Annotated in this window: 9 protein-coding genes; 2 read left to right on the forward strand and 7 right to left on the reverse strand. The window is 64.2% G+C overall.

Annotation, left to right across the window (positions count from 1 at the left end):
- Positions 1-52: 52 nt before the first annotated feature.
- The 5 genes from odhB to mdh form a co-directional block, all read right to left on the reverse strand.
- A complete protein-coding gene (gene odhB, locus ACR9ZN_RS19540) occupies positions 53-1306 on the reverse strand; it encodes a 2-oxoglutarate dehydrogenase complex dihydrolipoyllysine-residue succinyltransferase (RefSeq protein WP_481272959.1) in 1254 nt (417 codons plus the stop codon).
- 189 nt (positions 1307-1495) lie between these two features.
- Positions 1496-4444: a 2-oxoglutarate dehydrogenase E1 component gene (locus ACR9ZN_RS19545; RefSeq protein WP_434958118.1), complete on the reverse strand. Its 2949-nt coding sequence runs from the start codon at positions 4442-4444 to the stop codon at positions 1496-1498.
- Positions 4445-4511: 67 nt separating this feature from the next.
- Positions 4512-5396: a succinate--CoA ligase subunit alpha gene (gene sucD, locus ACR9ZN_RS19550; RefSeq protein ID WP_454815944.1), complete on the reverse strand. Its 885-nt coding sequence runs from the start codon at positions 5394-5396 to the stop codon at positions 4512-4514.
- The gene (gene sucC / locus ACR9ZN_RS19555; RefSeq protein WP_454815946.1) at positions 5396-6595 is read right to left on the reverse strand and encodes an ADP-forming succinate--CoA ligase subunit beta; all 1200 of its coding nucleotides are present in this window, start codon (positions 6593-6595) and stop codon (positions 5396-5398) included. Before sucC ends, sucD begins: the two co-directional genes overlap by 1 nt.
- Before the next feature lie 98 nt (positions 6596-6693).
- The gene (gene mdh, locus ACR9ZN_RS19560; RefSeq protein WP_434958121.1) at positions 6694-7656 is read right to left on the reverse strand and encodes a malate dehydrogenase; all 963 of its coding nucleotides are present in this window, start codon (positions 7654-7656) and stop codon (positions 6694-6696) included.
- A 436-nt stretch (positions 7657-8092) separates the two neighbouring features.
- Here mdh and rph point away from each other — a divergent pair, with 436 nt between their 5' ends.
- Positions 8093-8806 (forward strand): ribonuclease PH, encoded by a 714-nt coding sequence (gene rph, locus ACR9ZN_RS19565; protein WP_454815948.1) that lies wholly within the window; start codon positions 8093-8095, stop codon positions 8804-8806.
- On the forward strand, positions 8806-9417 hold the full coding sequence (rdgB, locus tag ACR9ZN_RS19570; RefSeq protein ID WP_434958123.1) for an RdgB/HAM1 family non-canonical purine NTP pyrophosphatase: 612 nt from the start codon (positions 8806-8808) through the stop codon (positions 9415-9417). Before rph ends, rdgB begins: the two co-directional genes overlap by 1 nt.
- Before the next feature lie 66 nt (positions 9418-9483).
- On the opposite strand, the gene ACR9ZN_RS19575 is transcribed toward rdgB, so the two are convergent.
- Together ACR9ZN_RS19575 and ACR9ZN_RS19580 are read right to left on the reverse strand one after the other, a co-directional pair.
- The gene (locus tag ACR9ZN_RS19575) at positions 9484-10908 is read right to left on the reverse strand and encodes an MFS transporter (RefSeq protein ID WP_454815950.1); all 1425 of its coding nucleotides are present in this window, start codon (positions 10906-10908) and stop codon (positions 9484-9486) included.
- A gap of 161 nt (positions 10909-11069) precedes the next feature.
- Complete coding sequence (locus ACR9ZN_RS19580) at positions 11070-11933, reverse strand: LysR substrate-binding domain-containing protein (RefSeq protein ID WP_481272960.1); 864 nt, start codon at positions 11931-11933, stop codon at positions 11070-11072.
- Positions 11934-11953: the final 20 nt, after the last annotated feature.

Raw genomic sequence — 11953 nt, forward strand, 5'->3', positions numbered from 1 at the left:
CCCCACCCCGACGCTACGCGTCGACCCTCCCCCTGCAGGGGAGGGTAAAATTTTACAGATCCAGTACCAGACGAGCCGGATCCTCCAGGCTCTCCTTGACGCGCACCAGAAAGGTGACCGCTTCCTTGCCGTCAATGATGCGATGGTCATAGGACAGCGCCAGATACATCATCGGACGCGCCACGATCTGGCCGCCGATGACCATCGGACGCTCCTGGATCTTGTGCATGCCGAGGATGGCCGACTGGGGCGCATTGAGGATCGGCGTCGACATCAGCGAACCATAGACGCCGCCATTGGAGATGGTGAAGGTGCCGCCCTGCATCTCCTCGATCTTGAGCTGGCCATCACGCGCGCGCTTGCCGAAATCGGCGATGGTCTTCTCGATGCCGGCGAGGCCGAGCGTCTCGGCATCCCGGATCACCGGCACGACGAGGCCCTTGTCGGTGCCGACGGCGACGCCGACGTGGCAATAGTTCTTGTAGATGACGTCCTGCCCGTCGATCTCGGCATTGACGGCCGGCATCTCCTTGAGGGCCTGGGTGCAAGCCCGCACGAAGAAGGACATGAAGCCGAGCTTCACGCCGTGCTTCTTCTCGAACAGATCCTTGTACTGGTTGCGCAGCGCCATGACGTTGGTCATGTCGACCTCGTTGAAGGTCGTCAGCATGGCCGCATTGGCCTGCGCTTCCTTGAGGCGGCGGGCGATGGTCTGGCGCAGCTTGGTCATGCGCACGCGTTCCTCGCGCGCGGCATCGGCCGGGGGCGAAGCGACCCGCGGAGCTGATGGCACCGGAGCAGCGGCAGGAGCCGGTGCGGGAGCTGCAGCCGGGGCCGTGGTTTGGGCCGGCTGAGCCGTAAGCACATCGCCCTTGAGCACCTGGCCGCGGCGGCCAGACCCTTCGATCTGGGCGGGGTCGAGCCCGCGATCGGCGGCGATCTTGGCCGCGGCGGGCGAAGGCGGAACAGCGGAAGCAGCCGGCGCGGCGGCGGCCGGCGCAGCAGGGGCTGGTGCAGGAGCGGCAGGAGTCGGAGCGGGCGCGGCGGCCGGGGCAGCGGCTGTGCCGGAGCCCGCCCCGATGGTGCCGAGCGTGGCGCCCGGCCCGACGGTCTCGCCTGTCTTGGCCAGGATCTCGCCAAGCACGCCGGCGGCCGGGGCATTGACTTCCAGCGTGACCTTGTCGGTCTCGAGTTCCACCAATGGCTCGTCGGCCCTCACGGCCTCACCCGGCTTCTTGAACCATTTACCGATGGTGGCTTCCGTGACCGATTCGCCCAGGGTCGGCACCTTGATTTCCGTCGCCATGCTCTCACGCCCGCCTTGAGGCGCCCTCTTTTTCAAAGCGTTTTGCGATCTGGCGGAATCGCCAAGAATCGCAAAGACGCGTCCATACAAAAAGTTAGAGCAAGGAAGCGTTTTCATCAAAACGCGCTTTGCTCTGGGGAGTTGCGGCAGGCGGGAACAGATCCCGCCCGCCGGTGCGAAGTGAGCCCGTCAGATCGTCAGGGCTTCGTCGGTGAAGGCTTGCAACTGGGCCAGATGCTTGGACATCAGACCCGTTGCGGTCGCGGCGGAAGCCGGACGGCCGGCATAGGCAGCCCGCTTGGCCTTGGTGCCCGCCTGCCCCAGCACCCATTCCAGATAGGGCTCGACGAAGGACCAGGAGCCCATGTTCTTGGGCTCTTCCTGGCACCAGACCACATCGGCCTTGCGGAAGCGCGACAGTTCGTTGGCCAGCGACTTCAGCGGGAAGGGATAGAGCTGCTCGACGCGCAGCAGATAGATGTCGTCGATGCCCCGCTTCTCGCGCTCGTCGAGCAGATCGTAATAGACCTTGCCCGTGCACAGGATGACACGCCGGATCTTCTCGTCCGCCACCAGCTTGGTGGTGGAATTGCCGAACTGGGCATCATCCCACAGGATGCGATGGAAGGTGGTGTCGGCCCCCATCTCGCTGAGCTTGGAGACGCAGCGCTTGTGGCGCAGCAGCGATTTCGGCGTCATCAGGATCAAGGGCTTGCGGATGTCGCGCTTGAGCTGCCGGCGCAGGATGTGGAAATAGTTCGATGGCGTCGTGCAGTTGGCGACCTGCATGTTGTCCTCGGCGCACATCTGCAGGAAGCGCTCGAGGCGGGCCGAGGAATGCTCAGGCCCCTGCCCCTCATAGCCATGCGGCAGCAGGCAGACCAGGCCGGACATGCGCAGCCATTTGCGCTCGCCCGAGGAGATGAACTGGTCGAACACCACCTGGGCACCATTGGCGAAGTCACCGAACTGGGCTTCCCACAGCGTCAGCGCCTTGGGCTCGGCCAGCGAGTAGCCATATTCGAAGCCGAGCACGGCCTCTTCCGAGAGCATCGAGTTGATGACCTCGTATTTGCCCTGACCTTCGCGGATGTTCTTGAGCGGCGTGTAGCGCTTCTCCGTCTCCTGGTCGATCAGCACGGAATGGCGCTGGGAGAAGGTGCCGCGCTCGCAGTCCTGGCCCGAGAGCCGCACGCGATGGCCCTCGTCGCACAGGGTGCCGAACGCCATGGCCTCGGCGGTCGCCCAATCGAGTCCCTCACCGGTCTCGATCATCTTCCGGCGCGTTTCCATGAAGCGCTGGATGGTCTTGTGGACCTGGAAGCCTTCCGGGAGCTTGGTCAGCGCATTGCCGATCTGGGTGAGCTTGGCCATATCGACGCCGGTAGCGCCGCGGCGCGGATCGTCGTCGCCCGAACCGATCGCCTTGAGGCCGGCCCACTGCCCGTCGAGCCAATCGGCCTTGTTGGGCCTGTAGGCCTGGCCAGCCTCTTGTTCGGCCTCCAGGCGCGCGCGCCAGTCGGCCTTCATCTTCTCGACCTCGCCGGCGGTGACCACGCCGGTCTCGATCAGCCTGTTCGAGTAGAGCTCGACCACGCCCGGATGCGAGCGGATCTTGCGATACATCAGGGGCTGGGTGAAGCCTGGCTCGTCGCCCTCGTTATGTCCGAAGCGGCGATAGCAGAACATGTCGATGACGACCGTCTTGTGGAAGGTCTGGCGGAATTCCGTCGCCACCTTGGCGGCGAACACCACCGCCTCCGGATCGTCGCCATTCACATGGAAGATCGGCGCCTCGATCATCTTCGCCACGTCGGAAGGATAGGGCGAAGAGCGCGAATAGCGCGGATAGGTGGTGAAGCCGATCTGGTTGTTGATGATGAAATGCATCGAGCCGCCGGTGCGGTGCCCCTTCAGGCCCGACAGGCCCAGGCATTCGGCGACCACGCCCTGGCCGGCAAAAGCAGCATCGCCATGGATGAGCAGCGGCATCACCTTGGCGCGCGAATCGGTGTCGCCATGCTGGTCCTGCTTGGCGCGCACCTTGCCGAGCACCACGGGATCGACGATCTCGAGATGGGACGGATTGGCGGTCAGTGACAGATGCACCTTGTTGCCGTCGAACTCGCGGTCCGACGAGGCACCGAGGTGGTATTTCACGTCGCCGGAGCCTTCCACGTCGTCGGGCGTATAGGAACCGCCCTTGAACTCGTGGAAGATGGCGCGATGCGGCTTGCCCATCACCTGGGCGAGCACGTTGAGGCGGCCGCGATGGGCCATGCCCAGCACGATGTCCTGCACGCCGAGCGCGCCGCCGCGCTTGATGATCTGCTCCAGCGCGGGAATGGCCGATTCCGAACCGTCGAGGCCGAAGCGCTTGGTGCCGGTATATTTGACGTCGATGAACTTCTCGAAGCCTTCGGCCTCGATCAGCTTGGAAAGGATTGCGCGCTTGCCCTCGCGGGTGAAGGTGATCTCCTTGTCCGCCCCTTCGATGCGCTGCTGGATCCAGGCCTTCTGGGCGGGATCGGAGACATGCATGAACTCGACACCGAGGGTCGAACAATAGGTGCGCTTGAGGATCGTCTCGATCTCGCGGATGGTCGCGAATTCCAGACCGAGGACATGGTCGATGAAGATCTTGCGATCGAGGTCGGCTTCCGAAAAGCCATAGGTCTGCGGATGCAGCTCTTCGTGATCGCGCGCTTCCTGCAGACCAAGCGGATCGAGATTGGCGAAGAGGTGGCCGCGCATGCGATAGGCGCGGATCAGCATGATGGCACGCACCGAGTCGCGCGTCGCCTGCAGCATGGCCTCGGAGGAGATGGCCGCGCCCTGGGCATCCGCCTTGGCCTTGATCTTCTCGCCGACCTTCTTCTCGATCTGGCCCCAATTGCTGTCGAGGGCCGAGACGATTTCACCATTGGCCGCAATCGGCCAGTTGGGTCTGGCCCAACTCGCGCCACGCGCATTCTTCTCGACGATCGCCTTGTCGTCGGCGAGACCGGCAAAGAAGGCCGCCCACTCGCCGTCGACCGAGGACGGATTGTCCTCGTAGCGCGCATAGAGATCTTCGAGATACTCGGCGTCGCCACTATAGGCGAAGCTTTGCAGGTTCATGTCGTCTTGACGATCCATCGTCCCGTTCCTTCGGTTCCGAGGGCCGGGGCGACGGCCCCGGTCCGATCTCAGCCCCTTTTTGGCTTCAGCCCTTCAGCAATTCGGTGAGCGTGGTACCGAGGCGAGCGGGGGATGGGGATACCCTGACGCCAGCGGCTTCGAGCGCGGCGATCTTGGAGCCGGCATCGCCCTTGCCGCCGGAGATGATGGCGCCGGCATGGCCCATGCGCCGTCCGGGCGGTGCGGTGCGGCCGGCCACGAAGCCGACGGTGGGCTTCTTGCGCCCGCGCTTGGCCTCGTCGATCAGGAACTGCGCCGCATCCTCCTCGGCCGAGCCGCCGATCTCCCCGATCATCACGATCGAATGGGTGTCGGGATCGCCCAGGAACATCTCCAGCATGTCGATGAACTCGGTGCCCTTCACCGGGTCGCCACCAATGCCCACCGCCGTGGTCTGCCCCAGCCCCTCATTGGAGGTTTGGAACACCGCCTCATAGGTCAGCGTGCCCGAGCGCGACACGATGCCCACCGAGCCCTTCTTGAAGATGTTGCCCGGCATGATGCCGATCTTGCATTCGTCCGCCGTCATCACACCCGGGCAGTTCGGCCCGATCAGGCGCGACTTCGAACCCGACAGCGACCGCTTCACCTTGATCATGTCGGCGACCGGGATGCCCTCGGTGATGCACACGATCAGCGGGATCTGTGCATCGATGGCCTCGCAGATCGCATCGGCCGCCCCCGGCGGCGGCACATAGATCACGCTGGCATCGGCCTGCGTGACATGGCGCGCCTCGGCCACGGTGTCGAACACCGGCAGGCCCAGATGCTGCGAGCCGCCCTTGCCCGGCGAGGTGCCCCCCACCAGCTGCGTGCCATATTTGAGCGCCTGCTCGGAATGGAAGGTGCCGTTCTTGCCAGTGAAGCCCTGGCAGATCACTCGGGTTTGCTTGTTGATCAGGATCGACATTACTTGGCTTCCCGCACGGCTTTGACAATCTTCTGGGCGGCATCGTCGAGGTCGTCGGCAGCAATCACATTGAGGCCGGATTCACGGATGATCTGCTTGCCGAGTTCGACATTGGTGCCTTCGAGCCGCACCACCAGCGGGATCTTCAGGCCGACTTCCTGCACCGCGGCGATCACGCCCTCGGCGATCACGTCGCATTTCATGATGCCGCCGAAGATGTTGACCAGGATGCCCTTCACTTTCGGATCGGCCGTGATGATCTTGAAGGCCGCCGTCACCTTCTCCTTGGTGGCACCGCCGCCGACATCCAGGAAGTTGGCCGGCTCCTCGCCATAGAGCTTGATGATGTCGAGCGTGGCCATGGCCAAGCCAGCCCCGTTCACCATGCAGCCGATCGAGCCGTCGAGGGCGATGTAACTGAGATCGTAGCGCGAGGCCTCGATCTCCTTGGGATCCTCTTCCGACTCGTCGCGCAGCGCCACGATGTCGGGATGGCGGTAGAGGGCGTTGGCATCAAAGCCCATCTTGGCGTCCAGGCATTTGAGCTGGCCGTCCTTGGTGACGATCAGGGGATTGATCTCCAGCAGCGCCATGTCCTTGGCCACGAAGGCGGTGTAGAGCTTGGTGGTCAGGCTGACCGCCTGCTTGGCCAGGTCCCCGGAAAGCCCGAGCGCCTTGGCGACCGCCAGGCCGTGATGGCCCATCACCCCGGTGGCCGGATCGACCGAGAAGGTCACGATCTTCTCCGGCGTCTCATGGGCCACCTTCTCGATGTCCATGCCGCCCTCGGTGGAAACCACGAAGGCAACGCGGCTGGTCTCGCGGTCGACCAGCACCGAGAGGTAGAACTCCTTCTCGATGTCCGAGCCGTCCTCGATATAGAGCCGGTTGACCTGCTTGCCGGCCGGACCGGTCTGCACCGTCACCAGCGTGTTGCCCAGCATCTCCTGCGCACTGGCACGCACATCCTCGATCGACTTGGCCAGGCGCACACCGCCCTTGGCATCGGCAGGCAGTTCCTTGAACTTGCCCTTGCCGCGCCCGCCCGCATGGATCTGCGACTTCACCACATAAAGCGGACCCGGAAGCTCCTTGGCCCCCTTCACCGCTTCCTCAACCGTCAGCGCAGGCACGCCCTTCGATATGGGCAGGCCGAATTCCTTCAGGACCGCTTTCGCCTGGTATTCATGGATGTTCATGGCCAGTAGCTCCAGATTGGCTAAAGCGTCTTTGGGGTTTGGTGAAATCGCCTCAAACCCCAAAGACGCGTCTTCGTTCGAACGCTTTGTGCTTGGGATCAGGCGAGCGAGGGAGCGATGGCCTTGCAGGCGTCGACCAGCGACTTCACCGCGTTGACCGACTTCTCGAAGCCGGCGCGCTCTTCCTTGTCGAGCTGGATCTCGACGATGCGCTCGACACCGCCAGCGCCGAGAACCACGGGCACGCCGACATAGAGGTCCTTGACGCCATACTGGCCGGTGAGTTGCGCGGCGCAGGGCAGCACGCGCTTCTTGTCCTTGAGATAGCTCTCGGCCATCACGATCGCGGAGGCGGCGGGTGCATAGAAGGCCGAGCCGGTCTTCAAGAGGTTGACGATCTCGGCGCCGCCGTCACGGGTGCGCTGAACGATCTCGGCGAGGCGCGCCTCGGTGATCCAGCCCATCTTGATGAGGTCGGGCAGCGGGATGCCGGCCACGGTGGAGTAGCGCACGGAGGGAACCATGGTGTCACCATGGCCGCCGAGCACGAAGGCGGTGACGTCTTCCACCGAGACGTTGAACTCGTCGGCCAGGAAATGGCGGAAGCGCGAGGAGTCGAGCACGCCAGCCATGCCGACGACCTTGTTGGCCGGCAGGCCGCAGGACTTCTGCAGCGCCCAGACCATGGCGTCGAGCGGATTGGTGATGCAGATGACGAAAGCGTCCGGGGCATATTTGGCGATGCCGGCACCGACCTGCTCCATCACCTTGAGGTTGATGGTGAGGAGATCGTCGCGGCTCATGCCGGGCTTACGCGGCACGCCGGCGGTGACGATCACCACATCGGCGCCCTTGATGCCTTCGTAGCTCTGGGTGCCGGCAAGCTTGACGTCGAAGCCGTCGACCGGAGACGCCTCGGCGATGTCGAGAGCCTTGCCCTGCGGCACGCCTTCCATCACGTCGAAGAGCACGATATCGCCCAGTTCCTTCAGACCGGCCAGAAGAGCCAGCGTACCACCGATCTGTCCCGCCCCGATGAGAGCGATCTTGCTACGTGCCATAACGTAATGTCCCTGAGATTGTAGCCAAAGGTGAGTTTCGTTCTCCCCCTCCGATAGCCCCTTTGGAAGCGGGGTTCAAGCGATAGGCGACCCCAGGTTGAAATGCCCCCCCCATCGCGTCTCGAGGATGCAGATGGAGATAGAATAACTCTTTTTAATCAACAAGATGATAGATAGGAATACATTCCTCTCCCGACAAGATTCAGGCCGAAAATCAATGTTACAAATTTCATTTTTTGTAACATGTAACACGGTTCTTGTGATTTTCTTCTGAATCCGCCGCCCTACCCATCCAGGTAGGATCGCTCTGCTCCCAGGGACCACCCGGCGGTGGCCTGACGCGAACTTACCTCCTTTCAGTGCCACGCAATATGCACGGTACCGTGACAGGCGGCGCCGGCCGGGCTACAAGGCGGCCACAAATTTGGAGAATCCGATGCGTCCCTCCCGCCGCGCCCCCGACGAGCTGCGCCCCGTTTCAATCGAGCGTAACGTCGCCCGCTATGCCGAAGGCTCTTGCCTGATCAAATTTGGCGAAACCCATGTGCTGTGCACCGCCAGCCTCGAAGAAAAGCCGCCTTCCTGGCTGCGCGGCACCGGCAAGGGCTGGGTCACGGCCGAGTATGCCATGCTGCCGCGCGCCACACATGAGCGTACGCGCCGCGAATCCACCTCGGGCAAGCCTTCCGGCCGCACCCAGGAGATCCAGCGCCTGGTCGGCCGCTCGCTACGCGCCGTGGTCGATCTGGTGCGCCTGGGCGAGAAGCAGATCACCATCGATTGCGACGTGCTGCAGGCCGATGGCGGCACCCGTACCGCCTCGATCACCGGCGGCTTCGTCGCCCTGCAGGAATGCGTGAAGTGGATGATGGAGCGCAAGATGCTCACCGTCAGTCCGATCAAGGACCATGTCGCGGCGATCTCCTGCGGCATCTCGAAGGGAAATGCCGTGCTCGACCTCGACTATGCCGAGGATTCGGAAGCGATGACCGATGCCAATTTCGTGATGACGGGCTCCGGCGGCCTCGTTGAGATCCAGGGTACGGCCGAAGGCGCGCCCTTCAGCCAGGACCAGTTCCTTGAAATGCTGGCGCTGGCCCGCAAGGGTATCGGCGAACTGGTCGAATTGCAGAAGCAGACGGTGGCGTAATGGGCCGCCGTCTCGCCGGAAAGCTAGTGCTGGCCACGCACAACAACGGCAAGCTCTCCGAGTTCAAGGCCCTGATGGCGCCTTACGGCGTGGATGTCGTCTCCGTCGGCCAGCTCGGCCTGCCCGTGCCGGAGGAGACTGGCACGACTTTCGTCGAGAATGCCCGCATCAAGGCGCTCGCCGCCCTCGAAGCCACCGGGCTGCCGGCCATCGCCGACGATTCAGGCCTGTGCATCGAAGCCCTGGACGGGGCGCCGGGCGTCTATACCGCCGACTGGTCCGGTCCGACCCGCGACTGGGACGTCGCCATGCAGAAAGCCCAGGACGAACTCCTCGCCGTCGGGGCCACCGAGCCGGCCCGGCGGCGCGGCAGCTTCGTCTCCGTCCTCACCGTGGTCTGGCCCGACGGCCATTCCGAAACCTTCGAGGGGCGGGCCGAAGGCACGCTGGTCTGGCCAACCCGCGGCGGCCATGGCCATGGCTATGATCCGATGTTCCAGCCCGACGGTTCGGACAAGACCTTCGCCGAGATGACGGAAGCGCAGAAGAACACCATCTCCCACCGCGCCCGCTCCTTCCAGAAACTGGCGGATGCCTGTTTGAAGGATTGAGGATTCCAGGAGCACCGGCTTTCAGCCGGCCCTTCCTCTCCTGCAAGCCGGCCTTCCCAGGAAGGATCAGCGCCGGCGTGGCACGGCGACTGTTGCCAGCAGACTGACCAGGATGCCGGCAGCGGCAAGCCAGAAAGAGAGTTGCGCCCCCTCGGCCATTGCACCTCTCAACGCCTCGCCCGAAAGGCCGCCGACATGGCGGTTGGCAATGGCGATCAGGATGGCGAGGCCGACGGCATTGCCGATATTGAGCGTCGTCGAAGCCATGCCGGAGGCGATGCCCTGCTCGTCATGATGTACGCCGGAGGCCGCCGCGATCCACATGGCGGTCCAGACGATGCCCTGTCCCACCCCCGAGACGATCACGCCGGGAACGATCGCCAGATAGCCCGCCCCGACGCTGGCGCCAGGCACCATCAGCGCCGTGCCGACGGCACCCACCAGCATGCCCCAGACCAGGGTGGGACGCGTGGAGATCCGCGTCGCGAGGCGCTCGCCGAGCTGCGTCCCGGCCGCGATGGCCAGTGACGGCACCAAGAAGGCAAGCCCGGTTTCGAGCGCCGAAAAGCCATGCACGGTCTGGAACAGCACGGTGAGGAAATAGGGCAGCGCCCCGAAGGTCGCCATATAGAGGAAGGTGATCGTCATGCCCGCCACCAGGCTGGCATTGCGGAACAGGCGCAGCGGCATCAGGGGATCGCGGCTGCGCGCCTCGATCAGGGCGAAGACCGACAGAAAGAAGACGGCCAGCACCGCACTCGCCAGGATGCTCGGCGCGGTCCAGCCATAGTCTGGGCCCTGCACCAGCGTGAAGACCAGCAGGGTCGCACCCATCGTCACGGCAATGGCGCCGGGCAGGTCGAAGCGCCGATGTTCGCGCCGCTCCGGATCGCGCGGGATCACGAAGAAAGCGGCTGGGATGGCGATGACGGCGAGGACCACATTGACATAGAACACCGCCGGCCAACCGAAGGCAGCGGTCAGGAAGCCGCCGGCCAGCGAGCCGATGGTCAGGCCGCTGGCGCCCGCACCGCCCCAGACCGCCAAGGCGCGGTTACGTTCCGGTCCCTCGGCAAAAAGCCGGTTCACCAGAGACAGGGTCGCCGGAAACAGGAAGGCGCCACCGATGCCCTGGACCGCGCGTGCCGCGATGATGACGGCCGGCGAACCGGCAAGGCCGCCGGCCAGCGAGGACAGGGCATAGAGTGCCAGTGCGAAGACGAAGACGCGCCGCTGGCCGATGAGATCGGCCGCGCGGCCTCCGAACAGGAGGAAACCGCCGCAGAACACGGTATAGGCGCTGACCACCCATTGCAGAGTCTGGCCGGAAAAGCCGAGTCCCGCGCCGATTTCAGGCAGGGCGACGAAAACGATGTTCAGATCCAGCGCAATGATGAGCTGGGCGAAGGCCAGCAGGGCCAGGGCCCAGCCGGATCCGGCAGCCCGCGCGCGCCCAGCCCCCAGTTCCAGGCCTCGTTCCAATGACGACATCTCAGGTTCCATTCTTTGTTGATCGACAAAGAATGGAACCTGAGGCATTCAAGTCAAGAAAATTATTTGTCGATCACTAAAGAATCAGAACGACAATCGCGGCACGAGGAAGGAAGCAAACCCTCCAGAGGAACTCGCAGATGCCGAACTGCCAAATGCAATCACCCCTCCCGCAGCGCCTGCCGGAATGCCTCGAAGGCCGGCAATGCCTCGCCCCGGCGGCGGATGAGCAGCGTTTCGATCGGCCCGAGGCGGTGGGTCTGAACGCCGCTCCCGCCCGGCAGGAGGTCGAGCACGGAACGTGGCATGACGCCGACGGCATTGCCGGCCGAAACGGCGGCCAGCATGGCGTGGTAGGACGAGAGTTCCTGCACCCGCAGCCCCTTGACGCCTTCAGCCCAATGTTCGGCGACGGCCCGGTAGGTGCAACCGGGTTCCAGCACAGCAAAACTCTCTACCCTGAGATCGGCGGCCGTGCCGATGGGAGGATGACTGGAAGGCAGCACGATGAGCAGGTCTTCGGTGAAGACGTGCTCGGCCTCCAGCCGTTCGGCATCATAGCCGGTGTCGATCCCTTCCATCGGCGGCTTGCCGATCAGGGCGCAATCGAGTTCATGGGCAAGGAGCCGGCGGATCAGCCCCTTTGTGCCGCCGGTGGTCAGTTGCAATGATACGGCGGGCCAGGCGGCATGAAACCGCGCCAGGACCGGCGGCAAACGGCTCGCCGCCGTGCTCTCCATCGCTCCGACCCGGAACAGTCCCGCCGGACCCGACGGTTTCACCGCACTGCGGGCTTCGTCCGCGAGGGCAAGCAGCCGATGAGTATAGGACAGGAAGATCTCGCCTTCCCGGGTCAGGCGCATGCGCTTGCCCTCGCGGCTGAACAAGGCAACGCCGAGTTCCCGTTCGAGTTGCTGGACCCGCGTGGTGACGTTGGAAGGCGCCCGCCCCAGCCGGCTCGAAGCTCGGGTGACGCTCTGCTCGGCGGCGACGGTGCGAAAGATATCGAGGGATGACAGGTCCAATTTCGTTCTCATTTAAAGAA

The organism is Labrys sp. HAY1-8F, assembly GCF_056754975.1.

What these genes read in the sequence shown, in the direction of transcription:
- odhB (WP_481272959.1), bottom strand. Translation starts at nt 1,306, where the DNA reads ATGGCGACGGAAATCAAGGTGCCGACCCTGGGCGAATCGGTCACGGAA.
- rdgB (WP_434958123.1), top strand. Translation starts at nt 8,806, where the DNA reads ATGGGCCGCCGTCTCGCCGGAAAGCTAGTGCTGGCCACGCACAACAAC.
- ACR9ZN_RS19575 (WP_454815950.1), bottom strand. Translation starts at nt 10,908, where the DNA reads ATGTCGTCATTGGAACGAGGCCTGGAACTGGGGGCTGGGCGCGCGCGG.
- rph (WP_454815948.1), top strand. Translation starts at nt 8,093, where the DNA reads ATGCGTCCCTCCCGCCGCGCCCCCGACGAGCTGCGCCCCGTTTCAATC.
- mdh (WP_434958121.1), bottom strand. Translation starts at nt 7,656, where the DNA reads ATGGCACGTAGCAAGATCGCTCTCATCGGGGCGGGACAGATCGGTGGT.
- sucD (WP_454815944.1), bottom strand. Translation starts at nt 5,396, where the DNA reads ATGTCGATCCTGATCAACAAGCAAACCCGAGTGATCTGCCAGGGCTTC.
- sucC (WP_454815946.1), bottom strand. Translation starts at nt 6,595, where the DNA reads ATGAACATCCATGAATACCAGGCGAAAGCGGTCCTGAAGGAATTCGGC.
- ACR9ZN_RS19545 (WP_434958118.1), bottom strand. Translation starts at nt 4,444, where the DNA reads ATGGATCGTCAAGACGACATGAACCTGCAAAGCTTCGCCTATAGTGGC.